This window comes from Serratia sp. PL17 (assembly GCF_017832355.1).
Lineage (GTDB): Bacteria > Pseudomonadota > Gammaproteobacteria > Enterobacterales > Enterobacteriaceae > Serratia.
Map to the genome: position 1 here is coordinate 456250 of NZ_JAFIBY010000001.1, position 24681 is coordinate 480930.

The following is a 24681-nucleotide window of genomic DNA, read 5'->3' on the forward strand; positions in this document are numbered from 1 at the left end:
AAAATATCGGAGTGAAACTATGGCTTTAACACCATCACAGCGCGGCCTGATCAGTGCGATTAAAGCCGGTCAGGCTTTTCTTGGTTGGGACGATACAACTTATCGTCAGGCACTGGCTCGGCTTTGTAATGGTAAAACCTCATCAACAAAATGCAGTCTTGAAGAATTGCAGATCGTAAGAGAATATATGCATGAACAAGGCTTCCCTCGGCAGGTCGCTAAACATGGGCGTAGGCCGCGAGTTGCCAGCTCACGCAAGGCTTCATTGTCAAAAATTGAAGCTATGCTTGCAGATGCGAAACGACCGTGGAATTATGCCGAGGAAATGTGCGATCATATGTTCCAGGTTAAACGCATCGAATGGTTAACTACTGATCAATTAAGTAAACTCATGCAAGCACTTATTATCGACGCTAAAAGGCGTGCGAAACGAGAAGGAAAATAGCTATGGAACTTGAGCAGGTAAAGAAATTGCTGCCGGAGTCAGTCTTACAGATCGCTGAATTGATCGGCTACCCCGCAACCCAACGCCTGCTTGAGCTCTTTGGTGGTACAACTTTCCCCGTTGGTAAAGGGCTGCGTGCTTTAGGTGCTACACGAGCTTCTATGCTACGCGAAGCTATCGGCACTGATAATGCAAGACTTTTGGTTAAGCACTTTGGCGGTGAGGTTCTTTACCTGCCCCGGTGTGATCGGGCTCTACGTGAGTTGCGTAACCGCTCATTCCTGCACGAATTTACCGAACTCCGCGATAGCGGAGTTTCGTCGTTAATGGTTATGACTAGGCTCTGCCCAAAGTATGGATTTAGTGATCGTTTTGCTTGGGGGTTATTGGCTGAAAACAAAGCAAACACATTATCACAACAAGACTCTTTATTTTAAGGATGGATATCATGAAATTAAAATCAATTGCTCTCGGGATGTTTTTATTTGTAGCGTCATCTTCTGCTATGGCGGTTGATGGTTATAAGGGGGTGAAATTTGGCTCGAGCCTTAATGAGCTAAACGCCGGAAAATTATGCACATGGAATAAATACCAAAAGAACAAAACAGACGGAATGGATTATTATTCATGTGAGAACTTCAAGTTTTCAGGTAAGAATACATTAGCAATGGCATTTTTTATTGATAAGAAGTTTGAAAGAATTGCCATATCTGTTGATAGCAATCAAATGGCTCTTATTGAAGGTTTAAAGAAAAAGTATGGTGAGCCTTCATCTACCTTCACTGCTGACGAGTTTGAAAAAGCCCAAAAATTTGGTGGTTCTATTAGTGTTAAGTTTGATTCTGATACAGTAATTGTTAATGTGACCAGAGATGCACAGACCATGCAGGACACAACTTACTTAATCTATACATCGAATGATTACGATGGTATGTATAAAAAACTAAATGAAAAAAATATGGAAAGTGACATTTAGGTTTCCACTGAACCCTTTCAACTGAATTCATAATCCCCCACTCGTAATACTGGCACCATCTAAATCAATTGGATGGTGCTTTTTTATGTTCACTCCCGACTCTTTTTGCCGTGCTGTCAGCATCACCCCGGCACTATCACAACGGTGGTTTGATCTGCTTGTTTCCACGATGGCGGAATTCGGTATTGATACCCCACAGCGGCAAGCGGCGTTTCTCTCGCAAATCCGCGTTGAGTCTGCAGGACTCAAGCGTACCGTCGAAAACCTCAATTATTCCGTGCCAGGCCTGTTGAACACGTTCCCGCGCAAACGCATCAGCCGTGTCGATGCTGAACGTCTGGGGCGTAAAGCCAGTGAGGTTATCGTTCCAACCGCACGCCAGGTGGATATTGCCAATCTGGTCTACGGCGGTCGCTATGGCAATGTGCATGCGGGGGATGGCTGGCGCTACCGGGGCCGAGGCCTCAAGCAGATCACCTTTTACGATAACTACCTGCGCTGTGGTCATGCCCTGGAGCTGGACTTGATTGCGCACCCCGAGTTGCTGGAGCTGGATGTTCATGCGGCTAGCTCTGCCGGCTGGTTCTGGTTTGACAATGGCTGTAATGCCTATGCTGACCGCGCCGACATTGCCGGACTCACCCGTGTAATCAATGGTGGCGATAACGCCCTGGCGGAGCGCCATAACTACTTTACCCAGGCGAAGGGTATCCTATGCCGCTGAGAACTCTCTTCCTGAATCGCCTCGCTGAGCTCGTGACCAATCCAGCCACAGGCCGTCTGTCTACATCTGATACGACCCTGGTCGGCGCTTTCCTGGTGGCTTCCATCGTGCTGATTTGGGTGACGGCCGCTGGCCATCTTGAAGAATGGTTGTATGTCGCGTATCTGGGCGCATTCGTATTCCAGTCCCAGGCATCCAAGCACGTGGCCATCAAGCGCGATAAAGCCAACGCCGGAGGGACTCCCGATGCCAACTGAGTTCTTCATTCTCCCTTACATCTGGCAGCACGTTAAAACCTACTGGCTTGCCTACCTGTTTGCTCTGGGCAGCACGGCGATCGCTTACAAGGTAGGTGCAGGAACCCGCGCTAATGAGCTGCAGGCATCGCAGACCACCATCAGCCAACTGCAGGCGCAGCGAGCCAACACCGCCGAACAGCAGGCAATGGCATTGGCAGACGCCGTGGCCAAATACCAGCAGGCAGAGCTGAAAACCCAATTACTCGCCAGGCAGTTGCAACAGCGTGAACAACAGTTGCTGCAGACCTCAACCAAGCTGAAAAAGGCAATTAAAGATGCGATTAAAAATGATGTGGGCTTTACCGGTATTGGCCCTCGCGGGCTGTGTCTCTACACCTCCGCCCTCGGCTATTCCGATTGTGACGAACGTCTGTCCGATGCCGCCCCCGGAGCTACTGGCCATTCCACCGAAACCGCCAGCGCCGGTGGCGGACTCTCTGCCGGCGGCATCATCAATCACGCCACCGACTACGGCGAATGGTGCCAAACGCTAGAGGCCAGGCTGCAAGGGCTCAACGCCTGGTACAAACGGGAGGGGCATCAGTGAACACTGAGGACATCGTTAACACCGTGTTGGGACTGGCAACGACCGGTCTCATTGGATTTGTTCGTTCATTGTTTAACGAGATCAAAGAGCTCCGCCGCTCTATCGAGTCCATTCGAGCCGATTATCAGCGTCGTGATGATGCCATGCGCTCGGAGAACTCATTTTTTGAATTACTGAAAGACGTTAAACGCACAGTAGAGCATATCGACCAAAAATTAGACCGCAAAGCGGATAAAGGAAACCATCATGGTTAAACGCACGACGCGTCATCGTCGGGGGCCGGCAACTACAACAGAGCTGGCGCTGCTGTCCGAAATCAATCAACGCCTTGAACGGATTGAGAACAACATCGACGAAGTGAAATCCGTTGCGACACGCCAGGGCGCGATTGCCGGTGGTGTCGCCGGGACGATTGGCGGTGGTGTTGTCACTACCGGCATCCTCTTTATTAAAGCGCGATTGGGGCTGTAAGTATGGCGTACTCGCCGGAAATAAGGGACAAGCTGCGCAGGGCTTACATCTTCGGCCAGATGTCGCTGGAGATTGCCGCGTCGCAGATCGGCGTGTCTTTCGTCTCCGCCCGCCGTTGGAAGAAAGAGGCGCAGGATAAAGGCGATGATTGGGATGCACTACGCTCAGCGCATGTGCTTGCCGGCGGTACCGTGGAAGAAACCGGCCGCGCCATTTTAACCAGCATGCTCGTCCAGTATCAGACCACGATGGAGCTGCTGACCAATGACAGCGAGCTGAAAGCCCCTCAGCGTGTCGAGCTGCTGGCCAGCCTGGGCGATTCGTTCAACAAGGCCATTTCGGCCAGTAAGAAAATCCTGCCGGAAACGAACCAGTTGGCGATTGCCCTGGATGTGATCAACAAGCTCAGCGCCTTCATTGCCGAAAAGCACCCTCAGCATCTTGCAGCGTTCGTGGAAGTGTTAGAGCCCTTTGGTGAAGAGGTTGAGAAACTGTATGGCTGACAAACTCATTAAAGTCTCGGATGGCCAATACGTGATGGCCAGCCAGGTCATCCGCGTAGAACGCCGTGAGCTCAGTGATAATTGCACGGTCGTAACAAGCGACGGCGAGCGGCTTTCTCTAATGCCAGGGTATGGCGAACGCATCTACCAGGCGCAAGAGCGTTTTATCAATGCCGTTAACGAGGCATTGGCCGGCAATGAAGATTAATGCCTCTTTAACAGGCTTTTAAATATGGCTAAAAAATTCTCTGCGCGTGACTTCAAGCTAGAGCTCGCCGAACTTGCCGCCAGCCTGCGCCGTACTATTGAGGCGGAGGATGTCGGCTTTGATCCTTCGGCGACCGCCATCGCCCAACGTCGAGATCATGTTAATGACCCGATTGGTGGGTATGCGTATTTCGTTGAAAACTATTTCCCGCATTACGTCCGCCACCAGGACAAAAGCGAACTGCATAAATACCTATTTAAGCGTCTGCCCGAGATTGTGGCCAGCGACAAAGGCGAGAACGACGCCATCGCGGCCCCACGCGGCGAAGCCAAATCGACCCTGGTCAGTCAGCTGTTCGTGCTGTGGTGCATCATTCGCGCCATCAAACATTACCCGGTCATCGTAATGGACTCTATCGATCAGGCGTATCCGATGCTGGAAGCCATCAAGGCCGAGCTGGAGTTTAACCCCCGTTTATTGATGGACTTCCCAGAGGTGTGCGGTCAGGGCCGCGTGTGGCAGATGGGGACTATCCTCACCCGCAACGATATCAAAGTGCAGGTGGCTGGCTCTGGCAAAAAACTGCGTGGCTTGCGGCATGGGCCATACCGTCCCGATCTGTGTGTGCTGGACGATATTGAGAACGATGAGCAGGTACGTAATCCGGATCAGCGCGACAAGGTTGAGAACTGGCTCAAAAAGACTGTGCTGCCGTTAGGCGGTGCCGGCGCGAAGTTCGATGTGGTCTACATCGGCACCATCTTGCACTATGACTCGGTGTTATCGCGCACGCTGCGCAATCCGCTATGGCGGTCTGCCCGTTTCAAGGCGTTGATCGCCTGGCCCCACAATATGGAGCTCTGGGACAAGTGGGAAGAAATCCTGCGTAATAACGATCAGGACGGTGAAGCGTTGGCCAATGCCTTCTATTTGCTGCACCAGTTGGAGATGGAAGCCGGCGCGGTAGTGTCCTGGCTGGCCCGTCCTCTGCTTACCCTAATGTTGATCCGTGCCAGGGATGGTCACAGCACCTTTGATGCTGAGTATCAAAATGACCCGGTCAGCGGCGAAGATGCACCCTTTACCGGCTGCATCAATTTCTGGGTGAACCGTCTGAATGAATGGTTGTTTTACGGTTCCTGCGACCCATCGCTTGGTAAAGCCGGGGCCAGTCGTGACCCCTCAGCGTTACTCGTCGGCGGCTTTAATCGGCACACCGGCATTCTGGATGTGGTTGAGGCGCGTATCCGCAAGCGTGTTCCCGATCGGATTATTTCCGACATCATCGAACTGCAGCGCGAATATGCCTGCCTGGTCTGGGCGATTGAAACCGTCCAGTTTCAGGAGTTTCTGCGCACGGAGCTGGTGAAGCGTTCGGCCATTGCTGGTGTTCCCGTTCCTGCCCGTGCCGTTCAGCCCCATACGGATAAATTGCTGCGCATCGAGTCGCTGCAGCCCCATATGGCCAACGGTCTGATCCGCCTGCACCCAAGCCAAAATACCTTGATTGACCAACTGCGTCATTTCCCTAAAGCCGATCACGATGATGGCCCGGATGCCCTACACATGCTCTGGGCGCTTGCAGTGTCGGGTGCCGGCAATTTTAATTTTACCCGCGTTCCGCGCCGTGGCGACAGCCGTGGTAGCCGGTTCGGTTCTGGAGGTTGGTAATGGTACAAATCCTCGACCAGTTTGGTCGCCCGATTAATCGCGAAGTGTTGAAGACGCCCCAGACGACCAAGATGGCAAGCCTCAACCGCATGTGGCCGGAGCATCCTTCAAAGGGGATGACCATCCGCCGGCTACCGCGCATCCTGGAAGCGGCTGAGCGCGGTGATTTGGCCGCACAGGCTGACCTGTTCGAGGACATGATCGAGCGTGATGGTCACATATTTTCTGAGATGGCCAAGCGCAAAAACGCCTTGCTTACCCTGGACTGGAGCATTGAGCCCCCAGAGAACGCCACGGATGAAGAGAAGAAGATAGCTGAAATGGTGTCCGCCTGGATGAAGGATATCCCGGAGTTTGAGGATATTACCCTCAATGCTGCCGACGCGATCGGGCACGGCTTTGCCGCACAGGAGATTGAAAAGTGGGAGCTTGAAGACAAAATTTGGCTCCCGAGCAAAATCAAGCTACGCCCACACCGCTGGTTCTGTACCAATCCAGAAGCCGGCGATGAAATCCGCCTCAGTGATGGCAGCATGAACGGTGCCGAACTCTGGCCGTTCGGCTGGCTGGTGCATACGCATAACGCCAAATCCGGGTATGTGGCACAGTCTGGGCTCTATCGCGTGCTGGTGTGGCCATACCTGTTCAAGAACTACGGCATTCGTGATCTGGCTGAGTTCCTAGAGATCTACGGTTTACCTGCACGCGTCGGCACCTACCTCGCCGGCGCGACAGACGACGATAAAGACCGGTTGTTAGAAGCTCTTGTGACGTTGGGCCATGATGCCGCCGGTATTATCCCCGAAGGCACCAAGATTGAATTCCTGACAGCGGCCAGCGGTCAGGCAGATCCGTTTGTTGCTATGGTCGATTGGGCCGAACGTACCGAATCAAAAGTGATTCTGGGCGCAACGCTCACCAGTCAGGCCGACGGCAAAAGCTCGACTAACGCCCTCGGCAAAGTGCATAACGATGTTCGCCACGACATTTTGATCGCTGATGCACGTCAAATCGAGGGCTTCTATCGCGGTTTCATCCGTATGTTATTGGCCATCAATGGCTATCAGGTGAGCTCTCGCCGTCAGCCACGACTCGTCTTCGATACCCGCGAACTGGAGAACATCAAGGAGTTTGCCGAGGGGGTGTCTACCCTGGTGACGGCAGGCATGAAATCTATTCCAGCCTCCTGGGTACATAAGAAAATTGGCATACCGCTCCCCCAAGAAGGTGAAGAGGTATTGTCGCCGCCCGCTACTACGCCGGTATTGCCTAGTGCGAAATTGTCACAGCAACACTCCCGGTTCCGTTCATTTGCCGCGCTGAGCACGGAAACAGATATTGACGACCCGGCGCAGGTGGCGCTGGATAATGCACAGACGGTGCCAGACGCCATCAACAATGCCATGCAACAACTGATAGCCCCGCTGGTTGCTGCGCTTAGCCAGGGTAATACCCCGGATGATGCACTGGACATCATCGCGGCCAGCTATCCCGATTTGGATGATAGCCAGCTGCAGCAATTGCTGACCCAGGCTCTCTTTGTTGCTGATATCTGGGGGCGTCTGAATGCCGACAGCTGATGTGGATCTGGCCTATGCCATCGGGTTGAAACCGGCCGAGGCCATCCGCTATTTCGAGAGCAAGGGTTATACCCTCGGTTTCAACTGGCATGACGTTGAAGCGCGAGCGCACGCAACGGCATTCACCGTAGCCGGTGTACTCAAAGTGGACGTGCTGGAGGACATTCGCAACGGGTTAACGAGCAGCCTTAAGGAAGGCAAGACGCTCGCTCAGTTTGAAAAGCAACTGATGCCTTACCTGGTGCAAAAAGGCTGGCTGGGTAAAGGCCTGGTGGCCGATGAAGATGGTGTGTTGGAAGGGAAGCAACTGACGCCGCGCCGGCTACGCACCATCTTTGAAACCAATATGCAGTCCAGCTACAACGCTGGCCGCTATGAAGAACAGTTGGCCAACGTGGAGTTTCGGCCGTTCTGGGAGCGCGTTGCCGTCATGGACAGGCGCACACGCCCACGCCATGCGGCCCTCAATGGGTTTACTGCCCGCCATGATGATCCTGTGTGGCAGTTTATGTATCCGCCTGACGGGTATGGATGCCGTTGTCGTGTCCGGGCGCGTTCGGCCGCCGACATCGAGCGGTATGGCATCCAGGTTCAATCCGGCGAGGGCCGCATTGTTACGGTGCAGCAAGCCTGGGGGCCAAGCGATACACGGGAAGTCCAGGCCTTGCGCATCAACAATGAGCTCTATACCCCGGATGCCGGTTTTGGTCACAATCCTGGCCAGGGAAACCTTGCCGCGCTGGGGCAGCGGCTCATGGATAAATCTGCTACTGCCGCACCCCGGTTGGCAGCAACGGCCGTCAATGAAACACTGGCTGATAACACCGTGTTAAACGCCGTTTCAGGGGGCGTTAAACGATGGGTTGATCAGGTGCTTATCCGCCAGAAGCCCAGCGGTGACTTGCGTCACTTGGGTGCAGTTTCGCCCGAGACACTCACCGCGCTGGAAATGCGCGGCCGTGCGCCAGCATCGGCGATTTTGTCCGCCCGCGATCATGATGTTGTTTCTTCTCCTGGGCCACTGTGGCAAGAATTGCCGGCAATGCTGCGATCGGCAGAGGCCACCCTGTTGGATGGGGATAACCTGGTGTATGTCTGCCGCCAGGGTAAGCAGCAATTCGGCGTAATTGCGACGCCGAATACTGATGTTTCGGGACTCGCCATCACGCTGATGCATCAGGGGGCCGCACTCACGCCGGCGCAGCTGCAGGAGCTTGGCCAACTCCCTGTCGTTACTGGAGGGCTCTGATGTCTACGGTCTATCACATCACATACAATGTCACCGACTTTGAGAATGCCCTGGGCGAGCTCATCAAGAAGCTGGAGCACCGCGAGCCGCTGATGCGTGAGCTGGCGGCCGCAATGGGTGATGCCGTCGAGGAGAACTTCAAGAATCAGGGCCGTCCGGCCTGGATGGGATGGAGTCCGGCTTATGCCAGGAAACGCGCTGGCGGTAAAATTCTGCAACGTTCCGGGCGATTGGCCAGCAGCATTAGCCAGCAGAGCAGCAATGATGAGGCATTGGTCGGCACCAATGTTGTTTACGCCCGCATTCACCAGGAAGGCGGCAGCATTAACATCCCGGCCCGCAGTCAGCGGGCATACTACCATCAGCGCAAGGACGGCTCGCTCAACAACCGGTTTGCCAGGAAATCGAAAGCCAACTACAGCGAATGGAATACCATACCGGGCTATCAAATCAAGATGCCGGCGCGGCCATTCCTGCACCTGACCGAAAGCGACGTTGATGGTATGGAAGAGACGGCAAAAGCCTACCTTCAACGCGTTATTGATTCATAAGCTAAAACGCCCTGTAACGTCCGTGGCGCACTTTTCTTTCCTCCGGCTACACACGTTCGTCTCTACACCCGTTTGGCGTTTTTAAAAACGGTTTAAAAACGATGGGGCGTCTTGTCATTGCCTACAGGGTAGTGGCAAGATGATCGCCGACCATTTCCCCCTGATTACCCCACTGAACCCCTTCACCTGAATCCAGTTTTCGCCGATGCGTATTCTCGGCGGCATGAAACTAAAAATCGCCGCACTGGCCATCGAAATCACCAAAGCGAATCACGGCACTATCCAGCTTTTCCCTGCTGGTGAATTCCGTGCTCGTGATGGTCGCCCAACGGAATGCGATCACTGGCTGATGACGGCCGAGATTGCCAAGCCGCTTATTGCGACTGCAGTGGAACGCGCCACGCCGTATGTCATTGACTACGAACACCAGACTTTGCGTGCAGCGACCAACGGCCAGCCTGCGCCAGCAGCCGGCTGGTTCCACACACTGGAATGGCGTGAAGAAGGTCTGTTTGCTGTCGATGTGCAGTGGACGGACGCTGCAGCAGAAATGATCGCCAAGGGCGAATACCTCTTTATCTCTCCTGTTTTTACCTACAACGAATCTGGCCACGTGGTGCAAATCATCAATGCCGCGCTGACCAATACACCGGCCCTGGATGGGATGGAGGAAGTGATGCTTGCTGCCGCCTCTCTCCTGGCCGCTGGCTCAACCTCAAAAGGTACTTCCACAATGGATGAACTACTCGAACGCCTTCGCTGGATGTTGAATCTGCCGATCACCGCCACGAAGGAAGACATTGTTGCCGAGCTCAACAAGTTGATTGATCAACTGCTCGGCGCTGATGCCGGCACGGCTGCAGCATCGTTTCAGACGCTGTCGGCTAATCCCTTCAACCTGATTGACAAGTTAACCCAGGACGCCGCCCAAACGGCTGCACTGAGCGCCCAGGTGGAAAATCCTGATCCGTCCAAATGGGTAGCGGTGGCTGTCATGCAGGAGTCCATCAGCCAGGCAGTGACCCATGCAGGCGTAACGTCTGCAGCAGATTTGGCTACGCGTGAATGTGACACCTTGATCACTGCTGCACTTTCCGATGGCCGCTTGCTGCCAGCACAAGAGCCCTGGGCGAAGGGACTGGCGAAAGCCAACCCGGACAGCCTCAAGACTTTCCTGGACAAGGCTCCGAAAATCGCGGCCCTCACGACTACCCAGACCGGTGGCCAACCACCTGCAGGGGCGAAACCGGCACCATCGTTGGACGATTCGGATGATGAATTGGCCGCTGCGGTGGCGCTCAGCGCCATGATGGGTACTGACCCGGCAGACATTGCCAAATATGTGGGAGACAAGAAATGACCGATCGCAATACCCCTTATAAAGATGGCGAGCTGTTCCCGGTTCCTATCGCAGCCGCCACCGAAATCTTCGGTGGCCATATTGTCGCAGGCAATGCTGCCGGCTTTGCCGTACTGGCCACCGCTGTGGCTGCGCAGGTGACGCTGGGTGTTTCCGATGGCTATGCCGACAACCGCGCCGGCACAGCAGGCGACGCTGTCGCCCTGGTGCGCCGGGGCAAGTCCTGGTTCTTTGCCAACCTGGGGGGCGATGCCGTCACACAGGCGGATATTGGCAAAGAGTGTTTTGTTGCCGACAGCCAGACTGTGGCGAAAACCAGCAACAGCGACGTGCGTCCTGTTGCCGGTAAAGTGCTGGGCGTGGAAAGCGCCGGCGTTTGGGTTCTGATTTAAAGGAGTAGGCCCGTGATTGTTAACGTAAAAAATATTAAAGCGATCTTCATCAACCTGAAAACCACGTTCCAGAAGGCGTTTGACCAGACACCGAGTGACTGGCAGAAAGTGGCGATGAAGGTGCCTTCCACAAGCAAGCAGAACGATTACAGCTGGCTTGGGCGTTTCCCCAAAATGCGTAAGTGGATTGGCGACAAGGCGGTAAAAGCCCTGGAAGCCTTCAACTATTCGATCGTCAACGATGACTTTGAAGCTACGGTTGAGGTTGATCGTAATGATATCGAAGACGATCAAATTTTGGGGTTGGCTCAGCAAGCCCAGGCGGCTGGCCAATCGGCTGCAGAGTTACCGTCGGATATTGTGTTTGCTTTGCTGAGCCAGGGGTTCACCAACCTGTGCTACGACGGCCAGCCGTTCTTTGATATCGACCACCCGGTGAACGGTGTATCTGTTTCCAACAAAGGCACCAAGAAGCTGTCAGCGGCAACTCAGGCAGCGGCGAAAGCCAGTTATGGCGTGGCGCGTGCTGCCATGCGCAGCTTCAAGGATGAGGAAGGCGCGTCATTGAAAGTTCGCCCGACCATTCTTGTCGTGCCGCCAGCGCTGGAAGATGAAGCCAATTTCCTGATGACTGCCGACCGCTTCCCGGACAACACCCCGAATATCTATAAAGGTACTGCAGAGGTGTTGGTTGTGCCGGAGCTGACCTCTGACACGCAATGGTTCCTGCTGGATACAACGCGTCCGGTGAAACCGCTCATCTATCAGGAGCGTAAAAAACCGGAGTTCGTTGAGCAAACCGACTACAACGCGGACAACGTCTTTATGCGCAAGAAGTTCCTGTTTGGCGCTGAGGCACGTGCTGCAGGTGGGTATGGCTTCTGGCAGATGGCGTATGGCTCGACCGGGGAGACCGCATAATGCCGATTCAAATCACTGCACGCCGTGAGGGTTTCCGCCGCTGTGGCATCGCCCACAGTGCCAAGACCACCACCTACGAAGATGGTCACTTTACGCCGAAACAGTTGGCTGAGCTGGGGAACGATCCGCAATTGGTTGTGGTACGCATTGCAGCTGGCGTAGCAACCGATGATCAAGACCTGGACAAGCAGTTGCCCCTGGCCAGGGAAACCATCACCCGCCAGGAGCACGAGTTGGTCACGCTGAAATCGCAGTTAGATGATGCTCAAAAGGCTATCGCTTCTCAGCAGGAAAGTATCGCGGCGTTAACCACTGCACGCGATGACGCGATTGCAAACAGCACGGCTCTGGCGGCTGAACTGGCCGCGTTGAAAGAACCGCCTCCGGCGAAGAAATAAGGCGGCGCTATGTATGCCACTCAAGCAGATATGGTGCTGGCGTTCGGTGATAAGGAATGCATCTCTCTTACCGATCGCAAGTACACCGGCCAGATTGATGCTGAGGTGATGGCACAGGCGCTGGAGCAGTCCAGCGCCGAGATCGACGGTTATCTCGCGGGCCGCTATCCAACACCCTGGCCTGATACACCGCGTGTTCTGGTCGGTCGTTGCTGCGACATCGCTCGCTATAAATTGTGCGGCAGTGGTACGCAGTGTACCGACCTCATTCGGGAACGGTATGAGGATGCGATCCGCTATCTGGAGCGTGTGGCAGATGGGCGCATTACCCTGGGCCGCCAACCGGATGGCAGCGTGATCCAGGGCGGAACCAGTGCCCGCTTTGTCTCCGCCGGCAGGGCTTTTAGCCGAAAATCGACCAATGGAGGTGCATTTTGATTATCGCCAACACTGAGCTGGCCATTGTGGAACGCCTCCGCCAGGGGCTCGGCAAGATGGTTCACAGCGTGGAGTCCTACGGTGGCGAGATGGACGGCGAGCCGGCGGAGATTATCCGCCAACTGCCCGCAACCTGGGTAACGTTCGGCGGAGTACAAAAGACCGAGAACACCAATCTCACCAAGAGAAAATACACCGTGCATGGCCGCTTTGTGGTGATAGTCGGAGATCGCAACCTGCGCAATGAAAACGCCGCTCGGCTCGGTGGGCCGGGATTCGATGAGGTGGGTACGTATCGCCTGGTGATGGCCGTGCGTCGCCTGTTGTCCGGGCAAGATATGTCGCTGCCCATCAAGCACCTTATTCCTGGTCGGGTTCGGACGTTGTTCAATACGCAGGTGGAGGCGGCAGCAATGTCTGTTTTTGCCTGTGAGTTCGATACAGCCTGGATTGAGTCCGCTCTGGAGGAAGGCAAATTCCCTCTGGTTAACGCGCCGGCAGACCATCCTGACAACCTCTTTAATGGGTTCGACGGTGTGTCCAGCGAGCCCGACGCTGAGTGGTTACGCACCCATTTGAACTATGACATACCGCAGACGGCGCAAAAGCCGGATGCCGTGGACATTATCAATCATGAATGAGATCAGCATTAAAGCAGTGGCCGGTGTGCGTGTTCCCAGGGAAGACAATCCGCGTCGCTACATCACAGCAGATGAAGCTGTGACGGTTCCAGACTCAGCGTATTACCAGCGGCAGATTGCCGCCGGCGATCTGCTGATTATTGAGGGCGAAGCCAACGCGGCCGCGCCAGTTAATCAGGGTAAGGCCGTAAAAACGGAGGTTAACCGTGGCGAGTCCTAACATTGCATTCGACAGTATCCCGAGCAGCATCCGCGTTCCTGGCCAGTATCTGGAGTTTAATACCCGGTTGGCCGTTCGCACCTTGCCAGGCAACCCACAGAAAGTGTTGCTGATTGGTCAGATGCTCGCTAGCGGTACTGCAGCACCACTGCAAGCCATTGATGTTTTCTCAGACGAACAAGCGGCCGTCTACTTTGGGCGTGGTTCTATCGCACACCTGATGGCCACCGCAGCCATCACCAGCAATAGCTATTTGCAACTGCAGATGATTGGCGTCTCCGATGCTACAGCAGGTAAAGCGGCGACAGGGACAGTTACAGTAGCCGGCTCGGCAACGGGCAGCGGTACCGTTTCTGTCTGGGTTGGTGCCACGCGTGTGGATGTTGTTATTGACGCCGGCGATACAGCGGTCGCAATTGCTACCGCGCTTGCGACCGCGATCACCCAACAATCTACCCTGCCGGTCACAGCAACTGCCGCCGCTGCCGTCGTGACGCTGACCGCCCGCAATAAGGGTGACGCCGGTAACGAGATCGTCCTGCAGGCGCAGTCAACAGCATCAGGGGCAACAGTGGCCGTGGTGGCCATGACAGGCGGTGAAATTGACCCGGATATCGCGCCGGCACTGGCGGCTGTATTTGCGGCCGGTCATAACATCGTGGCGACACCGTTCTCGACCGCTACTGCGCTGACGGCACTGCGCACGCATCTGGATGAAACCGGCGGCCCGCTGGAAAAACGCGGCGCAATAGGCGTTGCCGGCTGGCGCAAATCGTTATCGACCGGCACCACGTTGGCCAGTCAGATTAACGCCGGCCGCATCACCCTGGGATGGCATAACGGTTCGGCCAAGCTGCCGGCAGAAATCGCGGCCTCCTACGCGGCCGTTATGGCCAGCGAAGAAGACCCGGCCCGTCCGCTCAATACGCTGCAGCTGAAAGCGCTGGATGTCACAGCGCTGGCCAGCCGTCCTGGCCGCAATGAGCAGGAGAATGCACTGCATAATGGTTTAACGCCGTTCGTTGTGGGTGCAGGTGACAAAGTGCAGATTGTTCGTGCCATCAGCACTTACACCAAAAACGCCCAGGGCGTGGACGATGTAGCGTTGCTGGATATAACCACCATCCGCACCCTGGACTATGTGCGCAAGGCCTGCGGCGATCGCATCGCGTTGCGTTTCCCGCGTGACAAGTTGAGTAGCCGAACCCCGGCAAAGGTACGCAGCGAACTGCTGGACGTGCTTATCAAGCTGGAGGAGCTGGAGATTGTGGAAAGCGTCACGGAGAACCAGGCCGCACTGCTTGTGGAGCGCGATTCCCAAGACGTTAACCGGCTGAATGCGGCGATCCCTACTGATATTGTGAATGGTCTGCATGTATTTGCCGGCCGTATCGACCTGCTGTTGTAAGGAGTAATTGGCGATGGCACTTGAAGAATACGTTGGCTCGATCATCCTCGAGATGGACGGCCAGGAAATTGAGGTGACAGACCTCAAAGAAGACGTGACCACAGGCCGTAAGCTGGTCAAGACCATGAACAAGACCGGCCGGGCCAAAGGCTTTAGCCGTGGGATTGCCGAGTACCAATTGACAATCTCAGTCGTGGTTCCGCTGAGCGGAGACCTCAATTGGGAAGGCATGGAAGGCGCGAAAATCACGCAATACCCACTCAGCGGCAGTGGCGGTAAGCGCGTTTCGTTCCTGGACTGCTTCTCTACCCAGGTAGGCGCCAGCTACACCGTGGATAACGAAGCGAAACGTGACATTACTGTGAGCGCACTGCGCCGGGTGGAAGAATAATGACGGAATCAGGCTCTCTGCTGTACGGCGTGCCGTTCGGCGACACCTACCATTTTACCTTTACGGTAAAGCTGCCGGTAGTGCGGGACACAATGAACGGCTTGGAAGCGACGATGGAAGAGTGCGGCACGACGGAAGGCCCAGTTGCTGGCATGTTCTACCGTGCGGCAGTGATGGCATCGGCATTGGTTTCCCTGGGGAATATTCCTGCCGATCAGATCACCCCACAATTGCTATGTGATGGGTTGAGCGATGATGATTTTGACCTCATCGACGCCCAGATTTCTGCCATTAAAAAAAAGCGGATGGAATTGAATCCCGACTTGCCGGATACCGAACCACCGTCCTCGCCCTCGGAAAGTACGGATTCACCGAGTCCAAAATAGGCGCAATGACCCGCGTAGAACTCGACGGCTATATCAATGCGCTATACCGGCTGCACGGCAAAAAGCCTCCTGCAGCCGGTACCTCAACCCAATCCCGCCGCGTTAAGTCCAAACGCCAGAAACGGAGGAAATAATGCGTAATCTTGCCCTGGCGCTAACCTTATCTGCCAAGGATGCCGCCTCTAAAGTCTTGCGCCAGGCGATGCAGGACTCAATCAAACAGACCAAAGCGGCCGAGAAAGCCGGCGATGACCTGACCAAGTCTCAACAGCAGAATGCCACTGCTGGCATCCGGGCTTCGCGTTCCTTGTCGGATGAATATCGCCGGGCATCAAGCGCCCGCTCAACGTTGGGGATTCGTTCCGAACGTGAGGTGCAACGCGAGATCCAGCAGACACAAGCGGCATACATGCAGCTTACCCGAAGTGGTGTGATGTCAGCCCGCGAGCAGGAACGCGCCTTCCGTTCAATGAAACGGCAAGTCAGAGAACTGCGCCAGGAGTTACGCGGATTTAGCCGGATGGAGCTTGCTCGCAACTGGGGGGCGAATGCAATGGCAGTGACAGGTGGTATCGCAGCCGGTGCGGCTGTCGTGGGCCAGCCTGTCAAGAACCAGATGACCTATGAACAGCGACTCGCCATGATGGCCAACACCGCTTACGCAGAGCAAGGTGTTGCTGGGCGTAAGTCTGGGATGGCGAGCATGGATCAGCTCATTCGTCAGGCCGTCACAAAAGGTGGCGGGATGAAAGAAGGTGCTGCAGATACGTTGGATGCCTTGCTGGCATCGGGTGCAGTAGACATGAACTCGGCGAAAACTTTGTTGCCAATCATCCAACGCTATTCGACGGCTACCGGTGCAGCACCAACCGATTTAGCGCAGATTGCAATCCGGGCGAAACAAACCTTTGGCATTCAGGATAACGAGATGGTCAAGGCGTTCAACATGGCCATTTCAGCAGGACAAGATGGCTCATTTGAACTGGCGGATATGGCCAAGTGGTTGCCTCAACAACTTGCGGCAGCCAGCAACAACGGTATGCGGGGGCTCAATGACTTTGGCGTTCTGCTGGGGGCGAACCAAGCAGCAGCGATCACTGCCGGTACTAGCGATGAAGCAGGTAATAACCTGGTCAACCTATTAGCGAAAATAGGTAGTGCTGATGCTGCAACTGCGGCCGCAAAAATCAAGGTTAATGGCAAAGGTATCGACTTGCCTGGTAGCCTAGCGGCAGCCAGAGGGAAAGGTATTAACTCACTGGATGCTTTTGTAGGGATCGTGGATAAAGTCGTTGGCAACAACCCTGCTTATAAGAAACTGGAGGGTAAGCTAGCCACAGCCAAGGGAGGCGAACGCCAGGAAACCGTCGAGTCGATGGCGAAAATTTTGGAGGGTTCAGCAGTTGGCCAAATGATTGCCGATCGGCAGGCGTTGATGGCATTGATCGGCTATCGCAGCAACAGGAAATATGCCCAGGACGTTGTTCAAAATGCGAATGCGCAGCGCAACTTGCCTGACGGCCAGACTGCCGGCGACCTTAACTATGAGCTGATATCGGATACGAACGCCTTTAAAGTCCAACAGTTGGACAACGCACGTGATTTTGGTCAGATGGATTCTGTTAAGCCGCTATCCGATGTGATTGGCGGCCTCTCTGGCGAACTGGCGGAATACTCCAAGCAGTATCCGGGACTCACCAAGTCACTGGCCGGCGCGGAAGTGGCAATCAAAGCGATGACTGCCGCTGCCGTTGTTTTTGCGGGCATCAAATTCTTCACTGGCGGCGGTTTCGGTGGAGTCAAAGCTCCGCCAACGTCTGGCGGTTCTGCAGATGGGCTCGGTCGCGCCGCAGGCACCGTTGGCCGTTGGGCCGGCCGTATTGCTGCACCGTTCATGTTGTACCAGGCAACGCAAGATGCGCCCCTGGTGCAAGTTGAGCGCGGTGACGGCGAGGCTCGCAAACGTGTCCAGGCTGGTCAATACTCCGACGACCTTAGCCGGCTGAAAGATTCAGCCCGAGCACAACCCGGCCTGCTGGATGCCTGGGATGAGGTTAAGTCCTGGTGGAGCCCGCCAACGTCGATCGGCAAGGGTGATATGGCCACTGCCGGTGCACCGTCCTACTTGTTCCCACAACAGAACCAAAAGCCTCAGCCTATCCAGGTGACGACCAAGCTTGAACTTGATGGCCGCACCATCGCGGAATCCGTCAATGAATACAATGGTAATCAGGCTGAGCGTGGCCCAACAGGAATGCCTCAATGAGCTGGAATGACAGTATGTTAGATGCCTCATTCAGGGGCATTAAATTCGACGTTATCAACACCCGTGACACCTTCTCCAGGGACGTGGCGCAGTATGAATATCCGTTCGTGGATGGTGGCGATGTAGACGACCTGGGGCGCAAGCCACGTAACCTGCGTATCACCGGGTTACTCTGGGGTGACGACTACGAAAGCCGGCTACAGACGTTGCTGGCCGAATTTGACAAACGCGGCAACGGCGAGTTGATCCATCCTGTGTTCGGCTCTATGCCGAAGATGCAGCTCATCGAGTGCCAGGTTTATCACGAGGCGGAAAACGTCGATTATTGCGTTGTTGAGCTGGTATTCCTGGAAGCCGGGACCAACATCCCATTCTTTACCAGCGAGTATCCCACGGCAAAAGCGGACATCATTTTTAACCAGGTGCAGTCCGTGCTTGACGATGCTCAGACGCTGATTGATAACGCCCTGGCACCACTGCGCAACGCACAACGCCTGATGGCCAAAGCCAAGGCGATGGCCTCCACAGCCGCCAACATGGTGACCATTTTCCGCAGCGATATCACCGGTTTTATCAGCAGCACCACTGACTTTGTCAATTATCCTGGTGCGTTTATGTCTGACCTGCAGAGTGCGCTTAGCCTAACCTCCAGCCAGTCCAAGTCGAGCGTCAGCAATAATACCGGCACTTATGCGACGGTTGGGGCAACCAATATCGTGATGGCAGATTGGGGTGAGAGCCGCAATCAGCTTGACGCAGTGGCCGCGCTGCCGGCAGCGTTGGCATCAGGCGAACGAACCGCGCCGTTACCCATGCCGATCATCGTTACCGACAGCGATATTGCCGAGCTCGTAGTGTTGACCTATCTGCAGATGTCACTGCAGTTGGCACTGGACGCCGCCGACTTGCTTAGCGACGACGGTTTAATTACCACATTGTCGCCCGCCGAGATTGAGCTTGTCACCAATGACACCCGCAAGACGCTGCAGAACGCTATCGACAAGCATCGGGCGCTCTATGAAGCAACGACGCAGGACGTCAGCGCCAGCACTACCGATGTCGGTATTACCTGGCAACCGGTGGTTGATGGTCTGAAAGATATTGCGCTATCGGTGCAGCAGCTGGCGGCCAATATCATCACCACACGCCCGCCGCTGGTGCAGCGCCGGGTGGAGAGTGCCGGTAACCTGCATCTGATCGCGCATCTGTGGTATGCCGACTACACCCGAGCGACCGAACTGGCACGCCTAAACCCTCAAATTCGTAACCCGAACCGGCTGCAGCCTGGAGACGTGCTCTATGCCTATGCCCAATAACGATACCGTTAGCGTGCTGATTGCTGGCCGTGTGCATAGCACCTGGAACCGCTACCAGATTGATAGCGATTTTCTGATCCCATCGGATGCCTGGTCTGTGACACTCGGCCTGCCGGGTGGGACTTTCCCGGCCTACGTCGAGCGCGGCGCACCTGTGCAGGTAAAAATCGGTGACGATACCGTGATGGTCGGCCGAGTGGCCAAGGTACAGCGTCGTGTGTCCCGCCAGCAGATGAGCCTCAGTATCACAGGGTTCGACGGTGCAAAAGTCCTGGTGGACTGTGCATCGCCCATCTTCACATCCCGAATGTTGAGCCTTGAAGAAGTGATCGCCAAGGTTGTACGGCCGCTCGGCGTGACCAACATCCGAATTGAGGCCGAGAGTTCGATACGCAGCGATAAGGTTTCTGTCGAGCCTGGCGAACGTGCCTGGGATACGCTGGTGCGTGCGGCTTCTGCTCGCGGATTATGGCCTTGGTTCACACCTGATGGCACGCTGGCTATCGGTGGGCCTGACTATACCGCAGAGCCGGTGGCCACTCTTGTTTTGAACCTAGACGGACGGGGTAACAACATCCTCGACCTCAGCGACGCATCATCCATTGATGGCACCTATTCGGAGCTCACCGTTCTTGCCCAGGGCCATGCGCAAGGCTCCAAGTCGTCTGCAGACCTTGGCATTATCGACGTTGACTCGTTCTCTGCAGCTGTTGCTGATGAAACTCAGGACGATGATACGCCAGCGGCCGGCACACCAGAAACCGGGTTCCACGGTCTAAAAGCCGTGGTACGCGATCCAACGGTGCCGTACTACCGGCCACAAATCATGGTTGTAGGTGATGCCGATAATCTGGAACAGGTACGTTATCGTGCCCGTAAGGCGATGGCGGATGCCCGTCTTAATGCCTATGAACTGACGGCCGTTGTCAAAGGGCATCGCAACGATGCCGGCGAGCTTTGGCAGCCAGGCCAACGGATTCGCGTCAGGAGCGAACCCCACGGCATTGATGATGTGTATTTCCTGATGGGCCGTGAGTTCTCTGGCGGTCGGCCAGATAACACTGTGACTACGCTGCGGCTGAAAGAAGACGGTATTTGGATACCGGACGCTTACCCGAAAAAACGCAAAGCCAGGAAGCGTAAAGCCAAGGTGAACAAGGAGCTCGCAATTGTCGATGTGGAATAATGTTGACCAGCGTATTAGTCGTGCTTTAAACGGTATTCGAATGGCCTTTAGAGGGGTATTAACACGCGTGAACAGTGCTGGCCAGGTGCAGACTATCCAGGGTAAAGGGTTAGCTGGCGAACAGCTGCAGGACAACGAGTTGTTCCAGCATTATGGGTTTACCTCTAACCCGCTGCCAGGAACGGCGGCAATTGTACTTCCCCTGAATGGCAAAACATCCCACGGAATTATAATTGCCACCGAACATGGCAATTATCGACTTAAGGAGCTCCAGCCTGGAGAAGTCGCCTTATATACCGATGAGGGAGCGAAAATAGTTTTAAAGCGTGGTCGTATTATTGATGTTGACTGCGATATATATCGTGTGAATTGCAAAATCTATGAAGTCAATGCGGAAAGTAATGCCGACTTTAATACGCCGATGGTTAATGCCAGCGAACAAATTACCAGCCAGGATAAAATTACCGGTAATGGTGGTATGTCGATTAAGGGTGGCAATGGCGCGACGTTTGAAGGTAATATCAACCAGACCAGTGGTAGCTTTGAAACTGATGGTGATGTTAAAGCTGGTACTGTTTCCTTAAAAGACCATGAACATCCGAACGGCGATGGTGGCAGTCCAACGGGTAAACCCACTCAATAACCCACTGAACCTCTTCACCTGATTTATTCCCCGCCATGCCGTCACTATTGCGGCATGGAAATGCTCATTGATCCACTCACCGGCGATTATTCAGGCCAGCGCACTACGACGCTGGCCAATGCCGTTTATTTTCGACTGATTACGCCGCTCGGCTCTTGGTGGGCGGACATTATGCTGGGCTCACGCTTGCACGAACTGCAAAGAGAGAAAGACGTTCCCCGCGTGAATATTTTGGCAGTGCAATACTGCGAGCAGGCACTGCAGCCACTTCTGGATGATGGCCGTGCTACAAAAATTCAAGTTAGCGCTACCCGGCCGAAACCAGGCTGGTTGCTCCTGATTATTATTGTTACGACTGCTGCAGATCAGACGGAAACCTTTAAACATCCAGTGAGGGTTATCTGATGCCATTTATTATTCCGACATTTCATGAAGTGCGTGATGCTCTACTTCGAGACATTAAAAACCAGTTGCCATCAGCTAATACGGGGACAGATAGCGATTACTTTATTCGAGCTTCAGCGGTGGCCAGCGCAGTTCAAGGCATCTATCAGTACCAGGGGTGGATAGTTCGTCAAATATTTCCTGATACTGCTGACACTGAGTATCTTGAGTGGCATGCTCGTTTACGTGACATCATCCGCAAACCAGCCACCTATGCAAGCGGCACTGTTACGTTGACTGGAGAGCCCGGCTCTAGCGCTGAGGCAGGATTGAGCATCAGTCGGGATAGTCTTTCCGTCGTGACTACATCAACTGCGACTATTGGGAACAACGGCAAGACTACTTGTCCAGCTCAAAGCACTATTGCTGGCAGTGTCGGCAACACCTTGGTCGAAATGTCAGGGATGCTGACAACAACGCCGGCTGGTTTTGATAGTAAGGTGATGATCGGCCTTTTATCGGGGGGAACAGCCCGTGAATCGGACGCCGCTTTATTAGCCCGTTTGTTAGATATTATCCGACGCCCACCGGCTGGCGGGAATAAATATGACTATAAACGTTGGGCGCTAGAAGTACCTGGAGTAACAGATGCCTTTGTCTATCCGCTGCGTCGTGGCCTGGGAACGGTGGATACAGTTATCATTTCTGATATCGGCCTTCCCTCGCAGGAAATTATAAATGCAGCCCAGGCTCATATTGATGATGTACGCCCGGTAACAGCTAAACATTCCCTAGTACTCGCACCCAGCCTTAAAGTACTCAACCTGCATATAAAAGTAGCCGTTGCCGCCGGTGCAGTCTGGGTGGCGATTGAAGCGGCCGTCAAGGCAGCTGTTAAGGATTATATTGACCGTTTGTCACCAGGTGAGTCATTTATTCGTAGCCAGGTTGAAACAATGGTCTCCCTTGTAGATGGGGTAACAGACCGTCAACTTGTTTCACCGTCAACCAATATTTCGCCCATTGTGAATGCGAACGTAGTGGAATGGTTTCGTTGTGGACGTATTGAGGTCAGCCTCTTATGACCCATCAGCAATTACTGGCGGCACTGCTTCCCGAGGCATATGGTGTTTCTGAGCAAGTATTAAGTGTAGAGCTATCTGCCGAAGGCCAAGCTCTGGATAAGTCCTACGCTTACTCTGGAGATGTCATTAACGGTATTACTCCTTTTTACGCCAAAAATTTACTGGCTGACTGGGAGCGTGTATTAGGTTTAACACCATTACCGGATACCACTTACCAACAGCGGATTGAAAATGTACTCAGTAAAATTCGTGCCGTGGGTGGGTTAAGTATTAATTACTTTATCAGTCTGGCGAAGAAAATGGGGTATACCATCACTATTGATGAGTATGAACCATTTAGAGCTGGCATCAATCGTGTTGGTGACACGATTTACAGTAAAGACATTCTATGGGTATGGCGGATTAACTTAAAAGACTTGGTTATTCCAGCTTATAAATTTATGGCGGGAGTTTCTGTCGCCGGTGAGCGGCTAACAATGTTTGGTGATGCGGTCATAGAAAGTATGTTTAATGAGTTAAAACCAGCTCATACCTATGTTTACTTCACCTATTCAAATACGGAAATTGGCCTATTGTACTATGACGGGATAATTGCAGCTGATGGCTCGTACTCGTTCTAATTTTAGAGGTAATTATGCAAAACGTCATTCCCCCTATTGATTCAGAAGATAAAAAGTTCCATGACGGTGATCCTATGTCGGGAGTGCTGGGAACCATCGTTACAGCTGCGTTCCTGAATAATGTCCAGGGGGCCACCATTGGAACTCAGGAAGAAATAATTTCAGTTCTGAGTGCGTCCGGGATAGCTGTTGACCCAACGCTAAAGAATCAATTACTCACAGCGTTGAATCTGATGATTTCAAATGGAGGGAAATCAGTTTATCCAACAGGCGCACCAATACCATGGCCCAGTGATATCATTCCTGCTGGATATTCACTAATGGCGGGTCAGGTATTCGATAAAACTCAATTTCCATTATTGGCTTCAGTTTATCCTAGTGGCGTGCTTCCCGATATGCGCGGGTGGACAATCAAAGGGAAACCGGCAAGTAGTCGTGGGATTTTGTCTCAAGAGCTGGACGGTAATAAATCTCATACTCACACTGCATCTGCTGAAACGGTAAATTTGGGTTCCAGAACAACGAGCACTTTTGATTATGGCACGAAATCGACTAACGCGACCGGTGATCATACTCATGGTGGTGTACCTGCCCGAGACTGGACTTATGAACTTGGGGGTAACAATAGGGTAAAGTTCAGCCCATCGAATGACGGTTCCACTGATGGCGCAGGTTCCCATAGTCATACTGTCGCAATTGGTGCTCACAACCACACAATCGATATTGGTTCGCACGGCCACGGCATAACGGTTTATGCCAATGGTAATAGTGAGACCACGGTTAAAAACGTTGCATATAATTATATCGTGAGGTTAGCGTAATGAACAAATTTCACAGTGATGATAAAATCATCCATGTTTATAACTATTCTGCTGATACAGGTGAATTTATCGGTGAGGGCGATGCCTTTATCCCTGCAGGAACAGGCCTGCCTGCTTATTGCACCGATATCACCCCACCGACAAGAACACCAGGGTTTGCAAGTGTTTTTGGTGGGGTCCATTGGTCAGTTATGGAAGACCATCGAAATAAAAACGCCTACAACATTATCAACCAAAACGAAATCAGTATTTATGAACTTGGAACAGTTCCTGATGGGTTTACGCTGTTAAAACCTGACAGTAAATTTGATGAGTGGAATGGAAATGCTTGGTTGAAAAACGGTAAGAAAGAATATGAATTTCATGTTTCCGAGTCTGAACGCAGATTGAAAAGTCTTTTGGTAGATGCATCATTGAAGACTAACCATTTACAGACAAAATTGTTTATGGGTGTTATCACGGAAGAAGAGAAACTAACGTTGTCCAAATGGATTGATTATGTTGATGCACTTAACGCATTGGATTTGACTACATCCCCGGATATCTCATGGCCTGCGTTACCATTTAGTTAAGCGAGTTAA

The 24681-nt window shown here is 53.7% G+C and carries 33 protein-coding genes; all 33 read left to right on the forward strand.

Annotation, left to right across the window (positions count from 1 at the left end):
- Nucleotides 1–19 precede the first annotated feature (19 nt).
- Nucleotides 20–445, forward strand: coding sequence for a regulatory protein GemA (locus JOE25_RS02140; RefSeq protein WP_174575202.1), 426 nt, complete (start codon nt 20–22; stop codon nt 443–445).
- 2 nt (nt 446–447) lie between these two features.
- A complete protein-coding gene (locus tag JOE25_RS02145; RefSeq protein ID WP_174575203.1) occupies nt 448–882 on the forward strand; it encodes a Mor transcription activator family protein in 435 nt (144 codons plus the stop codon).
- A gap of 11 nt (nt 883–893) precedes the next feature.
- On the forward strand, nt 894–1421 hold the full coding sequence (locus JOE25_RS02150) for a hypothetical protein (RefSeq protein ID WP_174575204.1): 528 nt from the start codon (nt 894–896) through the stop codon (nt 1419–1421).
- An 85-nt stretch (nt 1422–1506) separates the two neighbouring features.
- On the forward strand, nt 1507–2145 hold the full coding sequence (locus JOE25_RS02155) for a glycoside hydrolase family 19 protein (protein WP_209632552.1): 639 nt from the start codon (nt 1507–1509) through the stop codon (nt 2143–2145).
- 32 nt (nt 2146–2177) lie between these two features.
- A complete protein-coding gene (locus tag JOE25_RS02160) occupies nt 2178–2402 on the forward strand; it encodes a hypothetical protein (protein WP_314587028.1) in 225 nt (74 codons plus the stop codon).
- Nucleotides 2392–2991 carry a hypothetical protein gene (locus tag JOE25_RS02165; protein WP_174575206.1) on the forward strand — a complete coding sequence of 200 codons (600 nt, stop codon included), beginning with the start codon at nt 2392–2394 and terminating at the stop codon, nt 2989–2991. The genes JOE25_RS02160 and JOE25_RS02165 overlap by 11 nt, the downstream gene beginning before the upstream one ends.
- A complete protein-coding gene (locus JOE25_RS02170) occupies nt 2988–3245 on the forward strand; it encodes a hypothetical protein (protein ID WP_174575207.1) in 258 nt (85 codons plus the stop codon). The genes JOE25_RS02165 and JOE25_RS02170 overlap by 4 nt, the downstream gene beginning before the upstream one ends.
- Entirely contained in the window at nt 3238–3462 is a 225-nt protein-coding gene (locus JOE25_RS02175) for a hypothetical protein (protein WP_174575208.1), read from the forward strand. Before JOE25_RS02170 ends, JOE25_RS02175 begins: the two co-directional genes overlap by 8 nt.
- Nucleotides 3463–3464: 2 nt before the next feature.
- Nucleotides 3465–3965, forward strand: coding sequence for a DUF1804 family protein (locus JOE25_RS02180; protein ID WP_174575209.1), 501 nt, complete (start codon nt 3465–3467; stop codon nt 3963–3965).
- A complete protein-coding gene (locus JOE25_RS02185; protein ID WP_174575210.1) occupies nt 3958–4173 on the forward strand; it encodes a hypothetical protein in 216 nt (71 codons plus the stop codon). Before JOE25_RS02180 ends, JOE25_RS02185 begins: the two co-directional genes overlap by 8 nt.
- Nucleotides 4174–4197: 24 nt before the next feature.
- Complete coding sequence (gene terL / locus JOE25_RS02190; RefSeq protein WP_174575211.1) at nt 4198–5844, forward strand: phage terminase large subunit; 1647 nt, start codon at nt 4198–4200, stop codon at nt 5842–5844.
- Nucleotides 5844–7424: a DUF935 domain-containing protein gene (locus tag JOE25_RS02195; RefSeq protein WP_174575212.1), complete on the forward strand. Its 1581-nt coding sequence runs from the start codon at nt 5844–5846 to the stop codon at nt 7422–7424. The genes terL and JOE25_RS02195 overlap by 1 nt, the downstream gene beginning before the upstream one ends.
- Nucleotides 7411–8673: a phage minor head protein gene (locus JOE25_RS02200; RefSeq protein ID WP_174575213.1), complete on the forward strand. Its 1263-nt coding sequence runs from the start codon at nt 7411–7413 to the stop codon at nt 8671–8673. The genes JOE25_RS02195 and JOE25_RS02200 overlap by 14 nt, the downstream gene beginning before the upstream one ends.
- Nucleotides 8673–9224, forward strand: coding sequence for a phage virion morphogenesis protein (locus tag JOE25_RS02205; protein ID WP_174575214.1), 552 nt, complete (start codon nt 8673–8675; stop codon nt 9222–9224). Before JOE25_RS02200 ends, JOE25_RS02205 begins: the two co-directional genes overlap by 1 nt.
- Before the next feature lie 223 nt (nt 9225–9447).
- Nucleotides 9448–10584, forward strand: a complete 1137-nt coding sequence (locus JOE25_RS02210; RefSeq protein WP_174575237.1) for a phage protease — start codon at nt 9448–9450, stop codon at nt 10582–10584.
- Nucleotides 10581–10976: a hypothetical protein gene (locus JOE25_RS02215; protein ID WP_174575215.1), complete on the forward strand. Its 396-nt coding sequence runs from the start codon at nt 10581–10583 to the stop codon at nt 10974–10976. Before JOE25_RS02210 ends, JOE25_RS02215 begins: the two co-directional genes overlap by 4 nt.
- A gap of 12 nt (nt 10977–10988) precedes the next feature.
- The gene (locus JOE25_RS02220; protein ID WP_174575216.1) at nt 10989–11897 is read left to right on the forward strand and encodes a Mu-like prophage major head subunit gpT family protein; all 909 of its coding nucleotides are present in this window, start codon (nt 10989–10991) and stop codon (nt 11895–11897) included.
- Nucleotides 11897–12295 carry an HI1506-related protein gene (locus tag JOE25_RS02225; RefSeq protein ID WP_174575217.1) on the forward strand — a complete coding sequence of 133 codons (399 nt, stop codon included), beginning with the start codon at nt 11897–11899 and terminating at the stop codon, nt 12293–12295. The genes JOE25_RS02220 and JOE25_RS02225 overlap by 1 nt, the downstream gene beginning before the upstream one ends.
- Nucleotides 12296–12304: 9 nt before the next feature.
- Nucleotides 12305–12733 carry a DUF1320 domain-containing protein gene (locus JOE25_RS02230; RefSeq protein WP_060423562.1) on the forward strand — a complete coding sequence of 143 codons (429 nt, stop codon included), beginning with the start codon at nt 12305–12307 and terminating at the stop codon, nt 12731–12733.
- Nucleotides 12730–13374, forward strand: coding sequence for a DUF1834 family protein (locus JOE25_RS02235; protein WP_174575218.1), 645 nt, complete (start codon nt 12730–12732; stop codon nt 13372–13374). Before JOE25_RS02230 ends, JOE25_RS02235 begins: the two co-directional genes overlap by 4 nt.
- Entirely contained in the window at nt 13367–13594 is a 228-nt protein-coding gene (locus JOE25_RS02240; protein ID WP_174575219.1) for a hypothetical protein, read from the forward strand. The genes JOE25_RS02235 and JOE25_RS02240 overlap by 8 nt, the downstream gene beginning before the upstream one ends.
- Nucleotides 13581–15002, forward strand: a complete 1422-nt coding sequence (locus JOE25_RS02245; protein WP_174575220.1) for a phage tail sheath C-terminal domain-containing protein — start codon at nt 13581–13583, stop codon at nt 15000–15002. The genes JOE25_RS02240 and JOE25_RS02245 overlap by 14 nt, the downstream gene beginning before the upstream one ends.
- A 13-nt stretch (nt 15003–15015) precedes the next feature.
- Nucleotides 15016–15393 (forward strand): phage tail protein, encoded by a 378-nt coding sequence (locus tag JOE25_RS02250; protein WP_174575221.1) that lies wholly within the window; start codon nt 15016–15018, stop codon nt 15391–15393.
- The gene (locus tag JOE25_RS02255; RefSeq protein WP_174575222.1) at nt 15393–15779 is read left to right on the forward strand and encodes a hypothetical protein; all 387 of its coding nucleotides are present in this window, start codon (nt 15393–15395) and stop codon (nt 15777–15779) included. The genes JOE25_RS02250 and JOE25_RS02255 overlap by 1 nt, the downstream gene beginning before the upstream one ends.
- A gap of 133 nt (nt 15780–15912) precedes the next feature.
- The gene (locus JOE25_RS02260) at nt 15913–18045 is read left to right on the forward strand and encodes a phage tail tape measure protein (protein WP_245209678.1); all 2133 of its coding nucleotides are present in this window, start codon (nt 15913–15915) and stop codon (nt 18043–18045) included.
- Entirely contained in the window at nt 18042–19361 is a 1320-nt protein-coding gene (locus JOE25_RS02265; protein WP_174575223.1) for a DNA circularization N-terminal domain-containing protein, read from the forward strand. The genes JOE25_RS02260 and JOE25_RS02265 overlap by 4 nt, the downstream gene beginning before the upstream one ends.
- Nucleotides 19345–20547 (forward strand): phage baseplate assembly protein, encoded by a 1203-nt coding sequence (locus JOE25_RS02270; protein ID WP_174575224.1) that lies wholly within the window; start codon nt 19345–19347, stop codon nt 20545–20547. The genes JOE25_RS02265 and JOE25_RS02270 overlap by 17 nt, the downstream gene beginning before the upstream one ends.
- Entirely contained in the window at nt 20537–21190 is a 654-nt protein-coding gene (locus JOE25_RS02275) for a phage baseplate assembly protein V (protein WP_174575239.1), read from the forward strand. Before JOE25_RS02270 ends, JOE25_RS02275 begins: the two co-directional genes overlap by 11 nt.
- A gap of 54 nt (nt 21191–21244) precedes the next feature.
- Nucleotides 21245–21595 (forward strand): phage GP46 family protein, encoded by a 351-nt coding sequence (locus JOE25_RS02280; protein ID WP_174575225.1) that lies wholly within the window; start codon nt 21245–21247, stop codon nt 21593–21595.
- On the forward strand, nt 21595–22659 hold the full coding sequence (locus tag JOE25_RS02285) for a baseplate J/gp47 family protein (RefSeq protein ID WP_209632553.1): 1065 nt from the start codon (nt 21595–21597) through the stop codon (nt 22657–22659). The genes JOE25_RS02280 and JOE25_RS02285 overlap by 1 nt, the downstream gene beginning before the upstream one ends.
- Nucleotides 22656–23279 carry a putative phage tail protein gene (locus tag JOE25_RS02290; protein WP_174575227.1) on the forward strand — a complete coding sequence of 208 codons (624 nt, stop codon included), beginning with the start codon at nt 22656–22658 and terminating at the stop codon, nt 23277–23279. The genes JOE25_RS02285 and JOE25_RS02290 overlap by 4 nt, the downstream gene beginning before the upstream one ends.
- 14 nt (nt 23280–23293) lie before the next feature.
- Nucleotides 23294–24100, forward strand: coding sequence for a phage tail protein (locus JOE25_RS02295; RefSeq protein WP_174575228.1), 807 nt, complete (start codon nt 23294–23296; stop codon nt 24098–24100).
- Nucleotides 24100–24672, forward strand: a complete 573-nt coding sequence (locus JOE25_RS02300; RefSeq protein ID WP_174575229.1) for a tail fiber assembly protein — start codon at nt 24100–24102, stop codon at nt 24670–24672. The genes JOE25_RS02295 and JOE25_RS02300 overlap by 1 nt, the downstream gene beginning before the upstream one ends.
- The last annotated feature ends 9 nt before the right edge of the window (nt 24673–24681 follow it).